Origin of the sequence: Apilactobacillus apisilvae (assembly GCF_023380225.1) — a bacterium.
Taxonomy (GTDB): Bacteria; Bacillota; Bacilli; order Lactobacillales; family Lactobacillaceae; genus Apilactobacillus; species Apilactobacillus apisilvae.
Map to the genome: position 1 here is coordinate 393,679 of NZ_CP093362.1, position 21,852 is coordinate 415,530.

Here is a 21,852-nt window from a genome sequence, read left to right on the forward strand (position 1 = left end):
TTATAGAACCCCTTTATTAATTAATTCATGAATAGTATTTGGATATAATTGGTGCTCAACTTGATGAATTCTAGTTTCTAAATCTTTCAAACTATCATTAGGATATCTTTTGACTTTAACTTGATTAATAATTTGACCAGTATCAATACCAGCATCAATATAATGAATCGTGACGCCAGTAACACTGACTTTTGCATTATAGGCATCTAAAATGCCATTTTTACCGGGGAAATTAGGTAATAGTGCGGGATGAATATTTAAAATGCGTTTGGGAAAAGCATTTAATAATGTGGAACCAATAATTCGCATGTAACCTGCTAAAAAAATTGCCTTAACATTATTAGCTTTCAAACACTGTAAAATATTATTTTCCCGTTCTTCTTTACTGATGCCATTTTTCACCTTTGAAACCATAACTGGAACTTGGGCTTTTTTAGCCCGTTTTAAAACATAAGCATCAGGATGGTCACAAACTAAAACTTTGACTTCGATCGGTAAATTAGCCTCAATAATTGCTTGAAAGTTAGTCCCATTACCAGAAGCAAATATTGCAACATTTAGCTTATTTTCCGATGAATTCAACTGCTTGTTCATTTCTATTCACCACCATACCAATTTGATAATAATTTTCTTGCGATTCTTCTAATCCATTAATCACCTTCTTTAGATTATCTGGCGAAACTACTAAAGCCATCCCAATTCCTTGATTAAAGACTTCATCCATATCAGATTGTTGTAAATGACCTTTTGTTTTTAAAAATTTAAAAATTGTTGGAATTTTCCAACTACCAATTTTAATTTGCGCAGTTAAATTTTTGGGAATACTTCGAGCTAAGTTATCAGCAATCCCACCACCGGTAATATGGGCCATTGAGTTAACTAAACCGGCTTCAACTAATGCATAAACACTTTTGTAATATAATTTAGTGGGTTTCAATAAAACGTTAATTAGTTTGTCATCTAATTCATCATATTTTTTGTTTAAATCCAATTTTGCATCGCTAATTATCTTACGGACTAATGAATAACCATTAGAATGGATTCCTGAAGATTTTAATCCAATGACAATGTCACCTGAATTAACATTATTGGCACCTAATAATTCATCATGGTTAGCGATTCCAACGGCAAAACCACTTAAATCATAATCTTTTGATTTGTAAATACCTGGCATCTCAGCCATTTCGCCACCAATTAATGATAATCCTGCTTGTTTGCAACCATCAGCAACTCCACTTACTATTTGCTTAACTTTATCTGGTTGAAGCTGACCAATTCCCAAATAATCAAGAAAAAATAAAGGTTTTGCTCCTTGTGCCAAAATATCATTTGCACACATTGCAACTAGGTCAATCCCAATTTTTGTATGTTGATTGGCTTGAATCGCTAACAATAATTTAGTGCCCACTCCATCGGTTCCAGAAACTAAAACTGGATTATTTATTTTTTTTATATCATTAACTAAACTATATTCAGCACCAAAGCCCCCAATTCCAGCCATTACATTTTGATCTTGTGTTGATTTAACAATTTCGCTAATACTTTTAACAGCTTTTGTACCATTATCAATGCTAACGCCAGCTTCTTGATATTTATCTGACAAATTGTTCAGCTCCTTTATGTGCTTTGATTTGTTCAGTTTCTTCATCATATTTAGCTTTATAATCATCTAAATCGGTTGGATATTGTCCGTCAAAATAAGCAGTACATAACCCATGATATTTATTATTACAATTCAAATTGATTGATTTAATTAACCCATCAACACTTAGATAGCCTAATGAATCAGCCCCAATCGTATTTTTGATCTCTGCAACTGATTGGTTTGCACCAATTAATTCAGTTTTACTCTCAATATCCACACCATAAAAGCAAGGATACTTAATAACTGGTGAAGCAATGCGAACATGAATTGATTTAGCACCAGCTTCTTTTAATAATTGAACAATGTATTTACTAGTCGTTCCGCGAACAATTGAATCGTCAACTAAAACAATGTCTTTACCACTAACAACAGATTTAACCGCTGCTAATTTCATTGAAACGCCTAATTCGCGTTTGTCCTGAGTGGGTTCAATAAAAGTTCTTGCAACATATTGATTTTTAATCATTCCCATATCAAAGGGAATCCCACTTGCCTCTGCATATCCTAAAGCGGCATCTAATGAAGAATTAGGTACTCCAATCACAACATCAGCTTTTACGGGATGCTCTTTTGCAACCTGAATACCCATTTTTTTACGAGCACTATGAACACTGACACCGTGGATGATTGAGTCAGAACGGGCAAAATAAATATATTCTAGCGAGCAAATACTTAATCCCTGCGAAGGTGTATAATGATCAATTTTATAATCATTATTATCAATGTGAACAAGTTCCCCTGGTTGCACATCGCGTACATATTGGGCATTAACTGCATCCAAAGCACAAGTTTCACTACATAAAATGTAACTGCCAGCTTTAGTTTTACCTAAAACAATTGGTCTTAAGCCGTGAGGATCAGCAACTCCAAGCATCCCTTTAGGAGTCATAATAATAAAAGCAAAACCACCATGTAATTTTTTAAGAGATACCTTTAATCGATCGATAAAACTTTCATGTTGATCTAGCATCATGAGTGATCCTAATAATTCACTGTCTGAATCAGCTTGGAAATGTGCACCATTGTCAGTTAAATCATCTCTTAAAGATTTAGCATTGGTTAAATTGCCATTATGTGAAATCGCAAATGGCATTCTAGGATCATTAAAGAAGAAAGGTTGAATATTTTGCAATCCATGACTACCAGCAGTCGCATAACGAATGTGACCAATTGCCGAACGACCAGTTAATTTATTTAAATTATTTTTATCAGCAAATATTTTTGATAATAGGCCCTCACCTTTATGCATATATATATTCTTATCATCAAAAGAAACAATTCCGGCACCTTCTTGACCACGATGTTGTAAACTGTGCATTCCAAAATAAGCATATTCGGCTGCATTATTAGCGTTCCAAATGCCAAAGATTCCACATTCTTCATTTAAACTTTTTACTTCATGTAGCATGCCAAACCTTCCTTCCAAGCATTCTTTAATGTCTCCATTTCACCATTTAAGTTATTATTATTGAGCTTAAAATTAATAAATGGTCCGTCAGTAGTTTTACCTATAAAAGTAGCGTTGCTTTTCATTAATGCTTCAAATTCATATTGATTATCTTTATCAACAGTAAGAACAAATCTTGATTGCGTTTCAGAGAATAATTGAGCTGATGTAATATTCATTGAACCATCGAAACCTAAATTGTTTTTGAATAATGATTCAACTAAAGAAACCCCCAGACCACCTTCACTAATATCATGAGCACTTTCAACTAAACCTTTTTGAATGGCTGATTGAACTAATTTTTGATTATCATATTCTTTTTGAAGATTAAAGTGCTTAATATCGCCACTGATTTCCTTATTAATCATTTTTTGCAATTCGGAACCATTAAAATCGTCATAAGTTTCACCAATTATGTATACCAATTGATTAGCTTTAGTTGCATGTTGAGTTGTAATATAATTATTATCTTCAATTAATCCGACCATTCCGACCATTGGAGTGGGATAAATGGCTTTACTATCCGTTTCGTTATATAAAGAGACATTTCCACCAACTACAGGAGTATCAAATAATTCACAAGCTTTGGACATCCCCTCAACTGATTTATCCATTGAATAATAACTATCTGCATCATCCGGATTACCAAAATTAAGGCAGTCGGTGATTCCGATTGGTTGACCACCACTGGCAATTATATTTCTAGCAGCTTCAGCAACCGCAATTTGACCACCAACATAAGGATTTAAATAAATGTAACGACTATTACAGTCAGTAGTCATTGCTAATGATTTATTAGTGTGACGAACTCTTACTACGGCAGCATCACTACCTGGTGATAAGACAGTGTTAGTTTGAACTCGACTGTCATATTGACGGTATACATTTTCTTTTGAAGCAATGGTTGGCTGTGATAGTAAATTAGATAAGGTTTTATATGGTTGACTAATTTTAGGGATGAAATTTTCGCGCTTTTTAACTAAACGGTCAGGTCTAATTAATGGGTGTTTATATTCGGGGACATCATCAACTAAACTCTTGGTTGGAATATCACAAACTGATTTTCCTAAGTATGATAAACGATACTGTCCATCATTATTAACATGGCCAATATTTACTGCTTCTAGTCCAAAGTCTTTGAATATATCAATAACTTCTTGTTCATAGCCTTTTTTAATACATAAAAGCATTCTTTCTTGTGATTCTGATAGCATAATTTCATATGGTGTCATACTATTTTCACGTTTTGGCACTAAGTCTAAATCAAGATCGACACCACTGTTAGCTTTAGCTGCCATTTCAGCAGATGAAGAAACAATCCCAGCAGCTCCCATATCCTGAATTCCTACTAAAATATCAGAATGATTTTTAATTATTTCTAGACAGGCATCTACTAATAACTTTTCCATAAATGGATCACCAACTTGAACTGCTGAACGGTCTGATGCTTCTTTTTCGCTAAATTCACTAGATGCAAAAGTTGCCCCATTTATTCCATCACGACCTGTTTTGGCACCAACATAAATAATCGCATTACCAGTTCCCTTAGATCGACCAACTTCGATATCAGATTGGTCCATTAATCCTACACACATAACGTTTACTAATGGATTTCCATTATAAGTATCATCAAAACCAATTTCACCGCCAACTGTAGGGATACCAATACAATTTCCATAGCCAGCAATTCCAGATACAACACGATTAAGTAAAAATTGGTTTTTAGGGTATTTAATTTCTCCAAATCTTAAACTATCAAGCGATGCAACGGGCTTAGCACCCATTGAAAAAATATCTCTAATAATACCGCCGACACCTGTAGAAGCTCCTTCATAAGGTTCCACAAAGCTGGGATGATTATGGCTTTCTGCTTTAAAAACAACCGCTTGTCCATCATTAATATCTAAAACACCGGCACCCTCACCAGGGCCTTGAATAACTCGTGACCCATCTGACCAAAACTTTTTTAAAATTGGTTTAGAATTTTTATATGAGCAATGCTCACTCCACATTGCAGAATATAGACCAATTTCAGTATAATTTGGTAATCGATGAATTAATTTATCAACAATTAATTGATATTCTTGGTCAGTTAATCCCATTTTTAAGTAAACTCTTTGATCACGAATTGCCTCTGCTGATAACTCTGTGCCTTGTTTTAGCATAATTAAACCCTCACCTTATGATTTAGAATTGATTTAAATAACTTTAAGCCATCTTTACTACCTAAAATATCTTCGACTGCTCTCTCTGGATGGGGCATCATCCCTAGAACATTCCCTTTTTTATTGGTAATACCTGCAATATCTTGAACACTTCCATTGGGATTGTCCTGATATGTAAATAAAATTTGGTTGTTTTCCTGTAATTGCTTGAGAGTTGATTGATCACAATAATAATTTCCTTCACCATGAGCAACAGGAATTTTAATGATTTCATCTTTTTTATAGTTATTAGTAAACATAGTTTTGTTATTAACAACTTTGACTTTTTCCCAAGATGAAACAAACTGCATATTAGTGTTTTTAATTAATGATCCAGGCAGTAAGTTAGCTTCAGTTAAAATTTGAAAGCCGTTGCAAATTCCAATAATAAATTTACCGTCATCAGCTGCTTTTTTTATTGCTCTCATAATTGGTGATAATTTTGCTATTGCGCCACTTCTTAAATAATCACCAAATGAGAATCCACCAGGAATTAAAATTCCGTCATAAGCGTCTAGATTATAAGTTTTAGAAGATACAATATCACACTGTTCACCCAACGCATCTTTAATTGCATAATATAGGTCATTATCACAATTAGATCCAGGAAAACTAATAACTGCAAATTTCATCAATTACACTTCCTTTATTTCATAATGGGATGTTTCCATATTTTGGTTTACTAGTAATTCTTCGCATGACTTTTTAACAACTTTTTCAGCATCTTCTTTGCAATTAGCGTCTATTTTTATTTCAAAATATTTATCTTGAGTAATTGAAGTTATGCTATTGTGATTTAAATTGTGCAAGGCCTTTTTGATAGCTTCACCTTGTGGATCCAAAATAGATGGTTTATGAGTTACATATAGTTTCACTAAATACACGATGAATTCCTCCTACCCCAATTCGTTTTCTAATTTATGTAGAATTTTGTAATAACCGTTCATCATATTGCCTTCTTGTTTACGAAAAACATCTTTGTCTAATGAATTTTTGGTTGTTGCATCAATTAAACGACATGAGTCGGGTGAAATTTCATCTGCCAGAATTATTTGACCATTATCATTAATTCCAAACTCCAATTTGAAATCAACTAGAATGATTCCCATGTCCATAAATAATTCACTCATGAATCTGTTTACTTTGAGTGCTAAATGACGCATGGTAATTAATTCATTTTCTTTAGCAATGTTCAAGGCTTGTGCATCTAAATCATTTAACATTGGATCATGCAAATGATCACTTTTCATAAAAAACTCCACGACGGTTTTAGATAATTTTTGTAAATCATCAGTACCAAAGCGTTTTTGAAAATGACCAGATGAAAGGTTTCTAACAACTACTTCCAGTGGAATCATGTTAACTCGTTGGTTTAATTGATCAGTATCAGAAATTTTTTTAATAAAATGATTAGGGATGTCATTTTTAGTTAAAAATTGAAAAATCAAGCTAGATATTTGATTATTAACAGCACCTTTATTATCAATTAATTCATTCCTTAGACCGTCACCAGCGGTAGTGTGATCAGTGTAATGTACTCTTAAAACATTCTTATCTTCAGTTTCAAAAAGTTCTTTAGTTTTACCCGAATCAATTAAATTAGTCATTTTTAAGCTCCTTAATTATTCAAATTGCTTAACTTCTTTTAACAAATCTTCAATGGAATCACCAACAACTGTGATATGTCCCATTTTTCGTTCTGGGCGAATCTCAGCTTTACCATAGTCATGAAGATGCCATGCTGGATTATCTTTTAATTCATTTCTAGCTAATGTTAAATTATCGCCTAATAAATTAACCATTACTGAGTGATGATCCATAGTAATTTTAGGCAATGATAATCCACAAATGCATCTAATGTGCGCTTCAAATTGTGAAATATTACAAGCCTCAATTGTGTAGTGGCCAGAATTATGAGGCCTAGGCGCTAATTCATTGACAATGATTTCATCATTGGGAAGTAAAAAGAATTCAATTCCTAATACTCCAATTAATTCTAGTTTTTCAGCTATTTTTTGGGCAACTTTTTCGGCATTTTTATGAACTTTATCATCAACCCTGGCTGGAACAATACTAGTATGCAAAATATGGTGTTTATGAATGTTTTCGCTTAGTGGGAAAGTTTCAATTTGATTATCCTTATTTCTAGCTACCATAATTGAAATTTCTTTATCAAAATTAACTTTCTGTTCTAAAATCCACTCACGACCATTTATTTTTTCAGCAGCCTTTATGACGTCTTCTTGATCGTTTAAATCAATTTGATCATGACCATCATAACCACCTTCACATGTTTTTAAGATGCTAGGAAAACCAATAATATCTACAGCTAATTTCAAATCATCGACATTATTAACATATTGATAGTTAACCACTGGTAAATTATTATTAAACAAAAAATCTTTTTCACGCTTACGATGACTTGTAATAGATAATTCATTTAATTTTTGTGGAATCAAAACTTTATTCTGAACATCTTTAATTGAATCTTGGTCAACATTTTCAAACTCATAAGTTAAAACATCAGATTTTTCAGCCAATTTTTTTAGAGCATCTTTATCATTGTATTCAGCTACAATTTGAAAATCAGAAACCTGAGCTGCTGGAGACTTGGGTGTTGGATCCAAGATGCCTACTTTATAGCCCATTTCTTTGGCTGACAAGGCCATCATTTGACCTAATTGTCCGCCGCCTAAAATACCAATTGTTGATGGGGATGTTAAAAAATCATTCGAGTTTGTCATTACTATTAATAGCCTCCTGGGTTTGATTATTTCTGAATTTTTCCAAACTTTTTTCTACTTTTGGATTATTCAAGGCAATAACTTGAGCTGCTAATATAGCTGCATTTTTAGCTCCAGCATCTCCAATTGCTACAGTTGCAACTGGAACACCAGATGGCATTTGAACCATTGACAATAATGAATCCATTCCATTTAACGCTTTGGTTTTAACTGGAATTCCAACAACTGGTAAAGTTGTGTTTGCTGCTAGCATTCCAGGTAAGTGAGCTGCTCCACCTGCAGCAGCAATTATCACTTTATATTGTTCGTGTTTTGCTTGTTTTCCAAATTCTTGCAATTGATCAGGCATGCGATGAGCCGAAATTACATGTGTGCTAAAAGACACTTCAAATTTTTCTAGCAATGAGGCTGTTTGCTTGATATTAGGCCAATCAGAGATTGAACCCATAACTATTGCTACATCCATTAGAAAATCTCCCCTTCGCTTTTGATGTCTTAATAATATCAATTAAACTATTAATCGTCAACAAAAAAGACGAACTAATTTAAAATAAATTGTATTTAATGTTCGTTTTTGACGAAATTAAAAAGATCGATTGCTAAAAAGCAGTCGATCTTTTTAATATTTAAAATTAATTACATATAGTATTAAATTGAATACTATTCCTAAAATAGAGAGAAACAAAATAACATTTTCTTTCGTTCCACCCACTTTATATCTAAATAAACCTTTTTTACGAACATTAATAGACTTATCTAAAGGATAAAACCATCTGACTCCACCAAATGAAAACGAATCTTCAAGAATATGTAAAAAACTCCCCGCTAAAATACCATAATAAAAGAACGCTAAATTTAATTGGCTAAATATAAAATTACCATTCGTATAATTATTATTTGATAAATAGTAAGTTAAAAGCAGTAGTATTCCCAAAAACCAAACTGTATGTGACCACGTTCTGTGTCCCCACCATGTCATGGGCTTAGCTACTATTCCAACTTTTTTATTAATTCTAGTTTGTTTTTGATCAATGTCAGGAAGTTGAGAACCAATCCATACACCAATAATTTCGAGACTTGATACTAATAATGATTGATGTTCGATATTAATATAACCTAAAGCAATTGCCTCAGATAAAGCAACATGTGTTCTTCTTAATGCCAATTTTATCGTTCCTTTATTTATGTCTTAAACAATAATATTACCATACTTGCATTATGTATAAAATAGAGTCCCACTTAAAGGACTCTAAAACAATTATTTCCATTTAGTATCTTTAAATTGTTGACGACCACCAAGTTCTTCAATTTGAGATCTCAAGGGATTCTTCTTATAGAAATCTTGATGATAATCTTCAGCAGGATAAAATGGCTTAGCATCTTCGATTTGAGTAACAATTGGTTCATCAAACATCCCACTATCAGCTAAATCTTTTTTAGATTGTTCAGCAATTTGTCTTTGTTCATTACTGTTTACAAATATTACTGGACGATAACTATCGCCACGGTCTTGGAATTGTCCAGAAGCATCGGTTGGATCGGTCTGTCTCCAATAAATTTCAACTAAGTCTTTATATGAAATGATTGATGGATCAAATGTAATTTCAACCGCTTCAGTATGTCCAGTTGTATGGGAACATACTTCTTCGTAAGTTGGATTAGGTACATGACCGCCTGTATAACCTGATACTACTTTTTCAATCCCAGGTTGTTGATCAAAAGGTTCTACCATGCACCAGAAACATCCACCTGCAAATATTGCTGTATCTTTTGCCATATTCAAATTCACCCCTTATTTAAAATCTTTTAGGTATTCACCATATCCATTATCTTCTAATTTATCGACAGGAATAAATTTTAATGAAGCTGAATTAATACAATATCTTAAGCCACCCTTATCTTTAGGACCATCAGGAAAGACATGACCTAAATGAGAATTAGCTCCACTACTTTTAACTTCATTTCTTACCATGCCATGGGAAGTATCTAGATTACTATTTATATTTTTGTCTGCGATTGGTTTAGTAAATGCTGGCCAACCACAACCAGAATTATATTTATCTTTAGAAGTAAATAAAGGCTCTCCCGAAACAATATCTACGTACAATCCGTCTTCAAAAAAATCATCATATTCATTATTAAAAGGCATTTCTGTACCTGCGTTTTGTGTTACATTATATTGTTCAGCAGTTAAAGTTTTTTTCAAATCTTCTTTACTATATTTAGCCATTATAAACAACTCCTTAGAAATAATATATCTTACACGATATATTATATATACTAATCATTATTTTTGATAATGCAAGGATTAATTCTTATAAAATAAAAAAGTTTTTGAATTTTATAAATCCAAAAACTTTTTATTATTAATCTAAAACATCAGTTAATGGTGGTACAACTTGTTTCTTTCTGGATACAACACCTGGTAAAGCAATTGTATCTTCATCAGAAAGCTTACCATCAAAAGCTTTTTCTACAGCTGACTTAGGTTCACCAACTACGATTAATTCAGAATTACTATTTAAAACGTTAGTAGCAATAACTAAGAATAAATCATAATCATTTTTATCAGCTTCATTTTTCATAGCTGCTTTTAAGTCATCTTTGCGTTTTAAAACGTCATTTAAATCAACAGTATTAATTTGATCAATACGTACAGATTTGCCACCCATTGTAAATGACTTAGCATCGCCGTCAATTAAATCTTCGTCAGATCTGGCATCAACGTTAGTACCAGCTTTTAACATTTTGATACCATATTCTTCATAATCTACATTAGCAATCTTAGCTAATGATTCAACTGCATGTTTATCAACATCAGTAGTTGTAGGTGATTTTAATAACAAAGTATCTGAAATGATTGCTGATAACATTAATCCAGCAATCTTTTCGGGAATTTCAATTGATTTTTCCTTAAACATTTCGAATAATACAGTGCTTACACATCCAACTGGTTCAGCACGGTAAAATAAAGGCTTTTCCGTATTAAAGTTAGCGATACGATGATGATCAACAACATGAGTAACTGTTACTTTATCGATATCTGCAACACTTTGTTGAGGTTCATTATGGTCCACTAGCATTACTGAGTCTACTTCTGGTTTGGCTTCTTTAATAATGCGTGGTGCTTCTTGATTAAAGTAGTCTAAAACAAATTTAGTTTCTTCATTAGGTTCGCCTAAAGCAACTGCCTCAACGTCATAACCTAATTTTTCTTGATAATATGCATATTCGATAGATGCGCAAATTGCATCTGTATCCGGACTTTGGTGTCCAAAAACTAACTCTTTAGCCATTAAAAAAATCCCCTTTGAAGTCTTTAATTTTTTTCTTTAATTCTAGATAAGTAATCTTCTTTTTCTAAATACTTATCAAATTGATCCAAGAAATTACCAATACGAGGAATTAGACGTTTGTTTTTACGATAAACAAATGCTAAGTCAAATTTAATATTGGGGGTTAATTTAGAAACCCATGTATCTACATTTTCCATTTTATCAATATCTTTGTCAATCATAAATGAAGATGGTAGTGCAGTATTAGAACCTGTTTTAACTGCAAACTTCAAAATTTGTTTTGGAGTAGTAAAACGAGCAGCACTGTTAGGTAAATCAACTAGTTGATTTTTGAATTGTTCTTTTAAAATAAAGTCTAGGAAATATCCTTCTGGATAGGTTACCCAAGGTGCATTTAATGTATCTTGAAATTTAACTTTATCTTTTTTAGACAACTCTTTATCGTGATGAATAAACATTAAATCATCACTGATTATTTTCTTAGCTTCATATGGTTTCCAATTCTTAATTGATGAATCTGGTAAGTACATAATTGCTAAATCAATTTGGTTATTTTCTAGTGATTCCCAAATTTCTTTACGAGTTAACATACGTAAGTTAATTCTCAAAGATGGATTGTTTTTGTACATCTCAATACTAAAATCTTCTAATACTTTATCTTGAATAGATGATAGTACCCCAATATTGATATCTCCACTAGTTGCACTGTTTGATTGCTCAATTTCATCAGCTGTTTCGTTTAAAATGCTATAAATATCTTTTGTTGATTTAAGCATAATGGTTCCTGCTGAAGATAACTTAAGTTTTTTACCAATTGAATAGAATAGTGGTGATCCAATGGTTTTTTCTAATTTTTTAATTTGTTGAGTCAAAGCAGGCTGAGTAATACCCAGAATTTGAGCAGCCTGTGTATAATTCATCGTATCTGCTAATTGTAAAAAATATGTTAAAGTTTTTGATGAAAAAATATTTTCTTGTCTAGTTTTTTTCATGAAATTCTCCTAATTATTTAATAATAATATATTGTTATACTAATATTCTTTTTATTATGATAAACCATAAAAAGGTAAATAACAATAATTTTATGATTATTATAAATATTTTCTTTAATTAGTTTGAATTATTTATCTGAAAGCAATTCTGCATTTATTACTTTCATTTTTAATGGTTTACCTTCACTCGAAGTATCAATTAAAGCTGATCCATTAGATTGACGATCATTAATTGGATGATCAGAAGGAATAATATCATGATATCTATGACGATCAGTAAAGATTCTAATTGGCTTAAAGTCATTTTCATTAGGAATTAATCTTATAAAGTCCATAATTTTATGTGCATTTTTCTTTAATGGTTTTAAAACTTGAACGCCCCTACGACCACGACTAGCTAAAGGAATATCTTCTACGGACATATTTTTATAAAAGCCACGTTGCGTAATTATAGCAACATCGTCAGAATCGTTGATTAATTGACAATTAGCAACATATTCATCGTCATGTAAATCCATTGATTTGACACCAGTAGTTTTTGCACCATTAATTGAAACTTCTGAAAGTTCAAATTTAGTTGCTAATCCAATATTAGACATTAATACTACTTTGTTTTCTTTATTGTTGTTATTAATATATTTAATATTAACTACTCTTGCATCTGAGGTTTTTAGTTTTTCATATACAGGTGCGTGTGAACGATAAGTACGACCTGGTAATAATTTACTGAACTCAGTTTGCTTAATGTAGCCGTCGTTAGTTGCAATTAAGAAACAACCATTTTCTTTTAATGACTTAAACGTGAAGATTTTGATGATTTGTTCATCATCATCTAGACCAATAGTTTGCGAAATGTGTTCACCCGTTTCTTTCCATTTAGCATCAGATATTTCGTGAACTGGACGATAAATTAAATGTCCTTTATTAGTAAACATAAAGATATGATCTAATGTACTCATTTCTGCAGTGAAGATTGGATAATCGTCTTCTTTCAAACCATTTTCGTTAACATCTGATGCCTTATAAGAACGGACACTACTTCTTTTTAAGTACCCATCATGACTAACTAAAACTACAACATCTTCATCAGGGACAGTAATATTTTTACTAATTTTCAATTCTTGAACTTGGTTTTCAATTTTAGTTCGACGACTATTACCATAATCTTTTTGAATTTGTTTAAACTCTTTAGTTAAAACATTGTTTAAAACTTTATCGTCATTCAAAATATTATTGTATTTAATTATATTTTGACTTAACTTGTCGTTTTCAGCTTCTAATTCGGTAACATCCGTATTGGTTAACCGGTACAGTTGTAACTTGACAATTGCATCAGCTTGTTTATTAGAAAATTCGTACTCTTTAACTAAATTCCGACAAGCGTCTTTACGATTCTTACTTGCACGAATTGTCTTAATCACTTTATTTAGAATTGATAAGGCCTTAATCAGTCCATTTACAATATGTTGGCGATTCATGACATTATCTAATTCAAACTTAGTTCGCTTAGTAATAACCGCCCTTTGATATTCTAAATATGATTTTAGAATTGTTTTTAATGGTAGTCTTTCTGGTCGCATATTATTTATTGCAACAACATTAAAATGGTAGTTAACTTGTAAGTCCGTATTCTTAAATAAATAATTTAAAATACCTTTTACATCAACATCTTTTTTTAATTCAATTGCAATTGATAATCCATTACGGTCACTTTCATCTCTAACTTCAGCAATTCCATCAATTTTTTTGCTAATGCGAATTTCATCAATTTGTTTTACCATTTGTAGTTTATTAACATCATATGGGACTTCAGTTACTCTGATTAATGATTTATTACCACGTAAATTTTCAGTGCTAGTCTTTGAACGAATAACTATTTTTCCGCGACCAGTTTTATATGCTTTCTTGATTCCATCAAGTCCTTGTATAATTCCACCCACTGGGAAATCAGGACCCTTTATGAATTTCATTAATTCATCTAAATCAGCATCTGGTTTCTTTTGTAAATAAATTAAAGCATCAATAACTTCTGATAAATTGTGTGGTGGAATTTCAGTCGCATACCCTGCAGAAATCCCAGTTGCCCCATTTACTAATAAGTTTGGAAAGCGTGATGGTAACACTGTAGGTTCCTGTTCTGTGTCATCAAAGTTAGGTACCCAATCGACAGTATCTTTATCAATATCTCTTATCATTTCAGAAGCAATTTTACTTAAACGAGCTTCTGTATAACGCATCGCAGCTGCTGGATCTCCATCCATAGAACCATTATTTCCGTGCATTTCAATTAAAGGTTCTCTTAATTTCCAATCCTGACTCATGCGCACTAAAGCTTCATAAATAGAGCTATCACCATGGGGATGATAATTACCCATTACGTTACCCACAGATTTAGCTGATTTTCTAAATCCTTTATCATAGGTATTGCCGTCTTTATTCATTGCATAAAGAATTCTACGTTGGACAGGTTTTAAACCATCTCTTATATCAGGTAATGCTCTTTCTTGAATTATTGACTTAGAATATCTACTAAAACGTTCACTCATTATTTGTTCTAGCGTTAATTTTTCAATAATAGCTTTTTTATCCAAACAATTATCCTCCTTCTTTATTCAATATTTTCATTTTTGGTTTTATCTAATATGCTACCGTCTTCTTCTAAATTAAATTCGACATTTTTTTCAATCCATTCACGACGTGGTTCAACTTTATCACCCATTAATGTAGTGACTCTTTTTTCAGCTAATACAGCATCGTCAATGTTGACTTGAATTAATGTACGATTATCTGAATCCATTGTTGTTTCCCATAATTGGTCAGCATTCATTTCACCAAGCCCTTTAAATCTTTGAAGTGAGGGATGTGAACCAAAATTAGTTAATTTCAATTTTAGTTCATCATTAGTCCAGGCATAATCAACTTTTGTATTTCGACCATTTTTTTGTTGAATCTTAAATAAAGGTGGTAAAGCAATATAAACTCTTCCTTGCTCAATCATAGGACGCATATACTTATAGAAAAATGTTAATAACAAAATTTGAATATGAGCACCGTCATCATCAGCATCGGTCATTATAATAATTTTGTCATAATTAGCATCTTGTATATTAAATTCTGGTCCAACACCAGCACCGATAGTATAAATCATGGTACTAATTTCTTCGTTTTTCATAACATCATCTAACTTAGCACGTTCCGTATTTAAAACCTTACCTCTAAGTGGCAAAATAGCTTGATGTTTTCTATCACGGCCTTGCTTGGCAGATCCTCCAGCTGAATCACCTTCAACTAAAAATAATTCATTTTTGGAAACGTCTTTTGATTGTGCTGGAGTTAGCTTACCTGATAATAATCGTTCTTTTTTATGATGCTTTTTACCATTACGACTTTCATCGCGGGCTTTTCTAGCAGCTTCACGGGCTTTTCTAGCTCTTAGTGATTTTTGTACTAAACTTTTTGCAAAATCACCGTTCTCCATTAAATAATATCCTAGTTTAGCTGAAACTACATTATCAACAATTGAACGAACTTCTGGGCTACCTAATTTTTCTTTGGTTTGTCCTTCAAATTGCAACATCTCTTCAGGAACTTTAATCGAAATAACTGCAGATAATCCTTCACGAACATCAGCACCATCCAGATTTTTATCTTTTTGTTTTAATAATTTAACTTTTCTAGCAAATTCGTTAAATGATTTAGTCCAGGCACTTCTAAATCCAGATTCATGGGTTCCGCCATCTTTAGTTCTAACATTATTAACGAAAGATAGTGTGTTTTCAGTATAACCATCGTTATATTGTGCAGAAACTTCCACTTCGACCCCATCTTTTTTGCCATCAAAGTACATTATATTTCCTAAAGTGTGTTTATCTTCATTTAAATAAGCAACAAACTCTTTAATTCCATCTTTATAATAAAATGTATCTTTTTGTTCTTGTCCTTTTCTTTCATCAGACAAGTTAATTTTAATTCCATTCAATAAGAATGCTGATTCTTTTAAACGTTGTTTTAAAATATTATAATTAAAAATTATGGTTGTAAAAATACTACTGTCTGGTTTAAAAGTTACAGTAGTACCGCTGTGTTCATTAGTTTTACCAAGATTTCTAAGGGTTCCAACAGGATGTCCACCATCTTTGAAATCTTCTTCGTATTTATGACCATCACGAACGATAGAAACACTTAATGATGTAGATAAAGCATTTACTACACTAGAACCGACACCATGAAGTCCACCAGATGTTTTATATCCACCATTTTCAGAGAACTTACCACCGGCGTGTAATACAGTTAAAATGACCTCTGGCGTAGGTTTACCCGAAGAGTGCATTCCAACAGGCATTCCACGACCATGATCTACTACTGTAATACTATTATCTTGATGTATTGTAACGTCAATTTCATCACCAAAACCAGCTAATGCCTCATCAACAGCATTATCTACTATTTCATATACTAAATGATGTAATCCCTTGCCATCAGTAGATCCGATGTACATTCCGGGACGCTTTCTAACTGCCTCTAATCCTTTTAGGACTTGGATTGAGGAGTCATCATAATTTTGTGTTTTTTTAGGCATTACAAAGCACTCCTTTACTACAATATATTATATTACCTTATTTAATTAGCATTTTAAAGGCCATAAATTAATTTAAACGTACATATGTTCGCTTTTTATATTATTGTCATAATAGATAAACATGGTAAAATTAAAAGATAACTTATTTATGGAGGAAAAACTTTGAAAATTGCTCTTTTGTTAATTTTTGCCTATCTTTTAGGATCTATTCCTAGTGGTATGTGGATTGGTAAAATATTTTTTAATGTTGATGTTAGACAACACGGATCCGGGAACATTGGAACAACCAATACTTATAGAGTATTAGGCAAAGTTGCCGGAACATTTGTAATGATTTTAGATATAGCTAAGGGAACTATTGCAACATTATTTCCTATGTTTTTTAATCTTAATGTTTCACCAATAATTTTTGGATTATTTGCTATTTTAGGTCATACATTTTCTATTTTTGATAAATTTAAGGGTGGAAAAGCTGTTGCAACAAGTGCTGGAATGCTTTTAGCAATTCATCCTATTTTATTTCTTTGTGCATGTATTTTTGAATTTTCATTCACTTATTTAACTAGTATGGTCAGTTTAGCAAGCATGATTTCCTTTCCAATTATTGTTATAATGCTTTTTGGATCTCATGATCTTTGGCTTGGCATAATTGGATTACTTTTAACAATTTTTATTTTTTTAAGACATAGAAAAAATATTATTAGAATTAAAAATGGTGATGAAAATTTAGTTCATTTTGGTTTTCTATATAATCGTAATAAAAAAAATAAATAGTTTTATAAAACCTATAAGTCTTTTGATATTATTTTGATTTTAGGCTTTTTATTTTTTTATTTTATAAGTTAAAGTAACTTATTATTTTTAATAACTGTTAAAAAACCAACTAATTTACTACTAAGTTAGTTGGTTTTTATTAATTATTAATTTGAATTAAATAATTAGCCTTAAAATTGTCTTTAGAGCTTAATTTATTTAAACCAATTTTATTTTCAAACTGACCACTTGTTTCTTTATCGTCAGCAACACCCCACCAAGGCTCAATACAAACGAATGGAGCATTTTTAGCAGCCCACAATCCAGCATATTCAGCATTATCAGCAATTACTGTAATATTTCGCTTAGATTTATCGCTGCTTAGAACACATTTGATTCTATCTTCATCTACTTTCATTACTTTAGCATCTTGATAGAATAAATTATGTGTTAATTTTAATGGTTTACTAAGATTAACTTTTTTAATAGAATGCAAGTTAATATAAGGAGCTTCAAAAGGAATTTGTTGATATTCTTTATTTGGTATAACTTCAACTTGATAATCTTCATAGTTATTATTATAGTCGTTAATAAAAGGAACATTAAAAGCAGGATGTCCACCAATAGAAAACAACATTTCATTCTTTCCTTCGTTAATAACTTCCATATTTGCTTTCAAATTATTATCAACCAAATAGTATTTAATTTTCAATTTAAAATCAAAGGGATAAATTTTTAAAGTATCTTTATTTGATTTTAATATCATAACAACCATATCAGAAAATTTTTCAATAATCTCAAAATCCATGTCCCTAGCAAAACCATGTTGACCCATTGAATAAACTTTATCTTTGTATTTATATCTGTCATCTTTTAAGCGACCAACAATTGGAAATAAAACTGGAGAATGTCTGCCCCAAAATTTTTTATCAGCTTGCCATAGATATTCAATATTACTAGCATCTTTTATGCTCGTAACTTCTGCACCATGAGTGTTTATTATGACATTCAAATGATTATTAATTAAATTAACTAGCATAATAACCTACCCCCGCACTTTCATATTAACTTAATTTTACAATAAATTAGTTAAGAAATACAATTATTAACTAAGCTCTAGGAAAATATCGATTATAATTTTTAAGTAAGCTTTCGTTAGTTACATGAGTATAAATCTGAGTTGTAGATAAACTACTATGGCCCAAAAGTTCTTGAACAGTACGCAAATCTGCACCATTATTAAGCATTTCAGTTGCAAAAGTGTGTCTCAACATATGTGGATGAATTTTAGTTGTTAGTGACGTATTCTTAATGATTTCGTTCATGGCATATTCAATTCCACGGCTGGTAATATTTTTACCATATTGATTAACAAAAACAAAATCATGTTCTTGATGATATTTAATCATTAAAGGTGTTCTACAATTAATATTATAATCTTTTAGAGCTTTAATTAAATAATTACCAAATGGTAAATATCGCTGCTTATTACCTTTTCCAATTACGTTGATAATTCGATTATCAAAATCTATATCATTATAAGTTAAATTAGAGCATTCACTAACACGCATCCCCGTGTCATATAAAATTTCCAATAAGGCATAATTTCGATAATCTAATGTTTTATTTTGTCCATCTTTTGCCCCTTTAAATAAGGCTAATAATTCTTTTTGATAAAAGAATCTAGGCAAATGTCCAGAATGCTTCTTTAAATTAACAAAACTAAATAAATTTTCCTTAACTAGTTCATTTCTCATAACAAAATTATAAAATGAGCGTAGAGAAGATACTTTCCTAATAATTGTGTTACGACTATCATTATTTTTACGTAAATTGTTTAAATATGTTTCTATATCTAAATTATCAACTTGTATCAAATGACGATCATTGGATTTCATTTCAAAATAAAATTGATCAATATCGTTTTTATAAGCATCAGCTGTATTTTGTGAATATTGACGTTCATTGATAATATAATCCATAAACCAGTCAATTAATTTTTTATCATCATATTTTTTCATTTAAACACCGCTATCTAATAAAAAGAGACCTTAATTAAATTAAGAGCTTTTTTATTATTTCTGTACATTTTCTTCATAATCACCATTAGGGCAAATAACTTGAATTCCACCCTTTATTTTTTTCTCAACTAAATATTCGCCATCTTTAGGACAATTTCTTCCAATTGGCTTGTTCCAAGTAACAAAGTCACATTCTGGATATCTTGAGCATCCATAAAACAATCGATTTTTCTTAGATTTACGTTCAATAACTTCACCCTTCTTACACTTAGGACATGTAACGCCAATTTTCTTTACAATTGCTTCAGTATTTCGACAATCAGGAAAACGGGAACAAGCATAGAACTTCCCATACCGGCCCATTTTTATGACCATGGGTGCACCACAGATTTCACAATTATAACCAGCGGGTTCATCCTTTATTTGAACATTTTCCATATTCTTTTCGGCGTTAGAAACTTCCTTGGAGAAAGGTTCATAAAACATATCAACTACTTTAATCCAATTTTCCTTATCTTCTTCGATACTATCCAAATTATTTTCTAAGTCAGCAGTGAAATCTATATTAATAATATCAGGGAAATATTTTTCAATAATATCATTTACAATTTCACCCAATTCAGTTGGTTCAAATTTTCGACCAACTAATTTTACATAATAACGACGTTGAATAGTTCCCAAAGTAGGTGCATAAGTTGATGGACGGCCGACACCATTTTGTTCTAAAGCATGAATTAATTTAGCTTCACTATATCTGGCTGGTGGCTGAGTAAAATGCTGATCTGGATTATTTTTAATCATCTTAACTTGATCGCCTTTTTTAATATCAGGTAAGATATTATCTTTCTCTTTACCACGATTATAAACTTTCAAAAATCCATCAAATTTAAGTTTTGAACCATTTGCCTTAAAATCAACACCATTTTGACTCATATTAACAGCCATTGTATCCATAATTGCTGGTGTCATTTGACTTGCTAAGAATCGGCACCAAATTAAATTATATAGTTTATATTGATCATTAGTTAAATAACTTTTTAAACTTGCGGGAGTTCGATGAACAGATGTTGGACGAATTGCTTCATGGGCATCCTGTGCTCCTTCAGGTAACTTACCTTTAATTGGTTTAATTGCAGCATAATCTTCACCATAATTTTCATGTAGAAAACTAGAAGCCTCATGCTTGGCAATAGCAGAAATTCTAGTTGAATCAGTTCTCATGTAAGTGATTAAACCTTGATTTCCCTCTTTACCAATATTAATTCCCTCATATAATTGTTGAGCATTCATCATAGTTTTACCAGTCTTGAAGTTCAACTTATTATTAGCATCTTGTTGCATTGTACTAGTAGTAAATGGTTGTTGAGGTTGTCTTTTACGTTCTTTTTTAACAACGCTATCTACATTAAAAGCTTTTTTCTTATCAACTTTTCCTAAAATAGATTGCACTTGATCATTATTTTCAATTTCAAATTTTTTACTATCTAAACCATAAAAGCTAGCTTTAAAATCATCATTGTCTTTTTTCATATCTGCATCAATTGTCCAATATTCTTTAGGAACAAATTTTTTAATCTCACGTTCTCTTTGAATAATTAACCATAAAGCAATTGATTGTACACGTCCAGCACTAAGTCCTTTTTTAACTTTTTTCCATAGTAATGGTGAAATTGAATAACCTACTAATCGATCCAATACTCGACGAGCTTGTTGAGCGTCCACTAAACTCATATCAATGGTACGTGGATGCTTAAAAGCTTCTTTTACAGCATCTTTAGTAATTTCATGAAAAGCAACTCTATTTTCATCTTTTTCATCTAATCCTAATAAATGGGATAAATGCCAAGCAATGGACTCTCCTTCACGGTCAGGGTCAGAAGCGAGATAAACACTTTTAGCCTTTTTTGCTTCTGATCTCAATTCCTTAATGGTATCACCTTTACCGCGAATTGAAATATAATGGGGTTCATAATCATTTTCAATGTCAACCCCCATTTTACTTTTAGGTAAGTCACGCACATGTCCTTTACTAGCAATCACACGGTAAGTTCTTCCCAAATACTTTTGTATGGTTTTAGCTTTAGTAGGAGATTCAACAATCACTAATTTTTTCTTGGGTGATCGTCTTTTCCTCTTTTTTGTTGTTTTTGTAGTCATCCATATCCCTCATT

Annotated in this window: 20 protein-coding genes; 1 reads left to right on the forward strand and 19 read right to left on the reverse strand. The window is 31.5% G+C overall.

The window, feature by feature from the left end:
• The 16 genes from purN to parE form a co-directional block, all read right to left on the reverse strand.
• Positions 1–594: a phosphoribosylglycinamide formyltransferase gene (gene purN / locus MOO46_RS02025; RefSeq protein ID WP_249511361.1), complete on the reverse strand. Its 594-nt coding sequence runs from the start codon at positions 592–594 to the stop codon at positions 1–3.
• Positions 563–1,603 (reverse strand): phosphoribosylformylglycinamidine cyclo-ligase, encoded by a 1,041-nt coding sequence (purM, locus tag MOO46_RS02030; RefSeq protein ID WP_249511362.1) that lies wholly within the window; start codon positions 1,601–1,603, stop codon positions 563–565. Before purM ends, purN begins: the two co-directional genes overlap by 32 nt.
• Positions 1,593–3,053 (reverse strand): amidophosphoribosyltransferase, encoded by a 1,461-nt coding sequence (gene purF / locus MOO46_RS02035; RefSeq protein ID WP_249511363.1) that lies wholly within the window; start codon positions 3,051–3,053, stop codon positions 1,593–1,595. Before purF ends, purM begins: the two co-directional genes overlap by 11 nt.
• Positions 3,038–5,257 carry a phosphoribosylformylglycinamidine synthase subunit PurL gene (gene purL, locus MOO46_RS02040; protein ID WP_260525474.1) on the reverse strand — a complete coding sequence of 740 codons (2,220 nt, stop codon included), beginning with the start codon at positions 5,255–5,257 and terminating at the stop codon, positions 3,038–3,040. The genes purF and purL overlap by 16 nt, the downstream gene beginning before the upstream one ends.
• A 2-nt stretch (positions 5,258–5,259) precedes the next feature.
• A complete protein-coding gene (purQ, locus tag MOO46_RS02045; protein ID WP_249511364.1) occupies positions 5,260–5,928 on the reverse strand; it encodes a phosphoribosylformylglycinamidine synthase subunit PurQ in 669 nt (222 codons plus the stop codon).
• 3 nt (positions 5,929–5,931) lie between these two features.
• Entirely contained in the window at positions 5,932–6,180 is a 249-nt protein-coding gene (purS, locus tag MOO46_RS02050; RefSeq protein WP_249511365.1) for a phosphoribosylformylglycinamidine synthase subunit PurS, read from the reverse strand.
• A 12-nt stretch (positions 6,181–6,192) separates the two neighbouring features.
• Positions 6,193–6,903 carry a phosphoribosylaminoimidazolesuccinocarboxamide synthase gene (gene purC, locus MOO46_RS02055; protein ID WP_249511366.1) on the reverse strand — a complete coding sequence of 237 codons (711 nt, stop codon included), beginning with the start codon at positions 6,901–6,903 and terminating at the stop codon, positions 6,193–6,195.
• A gap of 15 nt (positions 6,904–6,918) precedes the next feature.
• The gene (gene purK / locus MOO46_RS02060; protein ID WP_249511367.1) at positions 6,919–8,040 is read right to left on the reverse strand and encodes a 5-(carboxyamino)imidazole ribonucleotide synthase; all 1,122 of its coding nucleotides are present in this window, start codon (positions 8,038–8,040) and stop codon (positions 6,919–6,921) included.
• On the reverse strand, positions 8,024–8,506 hold the full coding sequence (gene purE, locus MOO46_RS02065; RefSeq protein WP_249511368.1) for a 5-(carboxyamino)imidazole ribonucleotide mutase: 483 nt from the start codon (positions 8,504–8,506) through the stop codon (positions 8,024–8,026). The genes purK and purE overlap by 17 nt, the downstream gene beginning before the upstream one ends.
• 153 nt (positions 8,507–8,659) lie before the next feature.
• Positions 8,660–9,205: a metal-dependent hydrolase gene (locus MOO46_RS02070; RefSeq protein WP_249511369.1), complete on the reverse strand. Its 546-nt coding sequence runs from the start codon at positions 9,203–9,205 to the stop codon at positions 8,660–8,662.
• A gap of 93 nt (positions 9,206–9,298) precedes the next feature.
• Complete coding sequence (gene msrA, locus MOO46_RS02075; protein WP_249511370.1) at positions 9,299–9,817, reverse strand: peptide-methionine (S)-S-oxide reductase MsrA; 519 nt, start codon at positions 9,815–9,817, stop codon at positions 9,299–9,301.
• A gap of 15 nt (positions 9,818–9,832) precedes the next feature.
• Positions 9,833–10,270 carry a peptide-methionine (R)-S-oxide reductase MsrB gene (msrB, locus tag MOO46_RS02080; protein WP_249511371.1) on the reverse strand — a complete coding sequence of 146 codons (438 nt, stop codon included), beginning with the start codon at positions 10,268–10,270 and terminating at the stop codon, positions 9,833–9,835.
• A gap of 136 nt (positions 10,271–10,406) precedes the next feature.
• A complete protein-coding gene (locus MOO46_RS02085) occupies positions 10,407–11,336 on the reverse strand; it encodes a manganese-dependent inorganic pyrophosphatase (RefSeq protein ID WP_249511372.1) in 930 nt (309 codons plus the stop codon).
• Between the two features lie 23 nt (positions 11,337–11,359).
• Complete coding sequence (locus MOO46_RS02090; RefSeq protein ID WP_249511373.1) at positions 11,360–12,328, reverse strand: LysR family transcriptional regulator; 969 nt, start codon at positions 12,326–12,328, stop codon at positions 11,360–11,362.
• A 128-nt stretch (positions 12,329–12,456) separates the two neighbouring features.
• Positions 12,457–14,919 (reverse strand): DNA topoisomerase IV subunit A, encoded by a 2,463-nt coding sequence (parC, locus tag MOO46_RS02095; RefSeq protein ID WP_260525475.1) that lies wholly within the window; start codon positions 14,917–14,919, stop codon positions 12,457–12,459.
• Positions 14,920–14,936: 17 nt separating this feature from the next.
• The gene (gene parE / locus MOO46_RS02100) at positions 14,937–16,907 is read right to left on the reverse strand and encodes a DNA topoisomerase IV subunit B (protein WP_249511374.1); all 1,971 of its coding nucleotides are present in this window, start codon (positions 16,905–16,907) and stop codon (positions 14,937–14,939) included.
• A gap of 162 nt (positions 16,908–17,069) precedes the next feature.
• Here parE and plsY point away from each other — a divergent pair, with 162 nt between their 5' ends.
• Positions 17,070–17,681, forward strand: a complete 612-nt coding sequence (plsY, locus tag MOO46_RS02105; protein ID WP_260525476.1) for a glycerol-3-phosphate 1-O-acyltransferase PlsY — start codon at positions 17,070–17,072, stop codon at positions 17,679–17,681.
• Between the two features lie 139 nt (positions 17,682–17,820).
• Here plsY and MOO46_RS02110 read toward each other — a convergent pair whose 3' ends face one another.
• From MOO46_RS02110 to topA, 3 genes are all read right to left on the reverse strand, one after another.
• Positions 17,821–18,699, reverse strand: coding sequence for an aldose 1-epimerase family protein (locus MOO46_RS02110; protein ID WP_249511375.1), 879 nt, complete (start codon positions 18,697–18,699; stop codon positions 17,821–17,823).
• A 70-nt stretch (positions 18,700–18,769) separates the two neighbouring features.
• Positions 18,770–19,681 (reverse strand): tyrosine recombinase XerC, encoded by a 912-nt coding sequence (locus tag MOO46_RS02115; RefSeq protein WP_249511376.1) that lies wholly within the window; start codon positions 19,679–19,681, stop codon positions 18,770–18,772.
• Positions 19,682–19,735: 54 nt separating this feature from the next.
• Positions 19,736–21,838, reverse strand: coding sequence for a type I DNA topoisomerase (topA, locus tag MOO46_RS02120; RefSeq protein WP_249511377.1), 2,103 nt, complete (start codon positions 21,836–21,838; stop codon positions 19,736–19,738).
• Positions 21,839–21,852 lie beyond the last annotated feature (14 nt).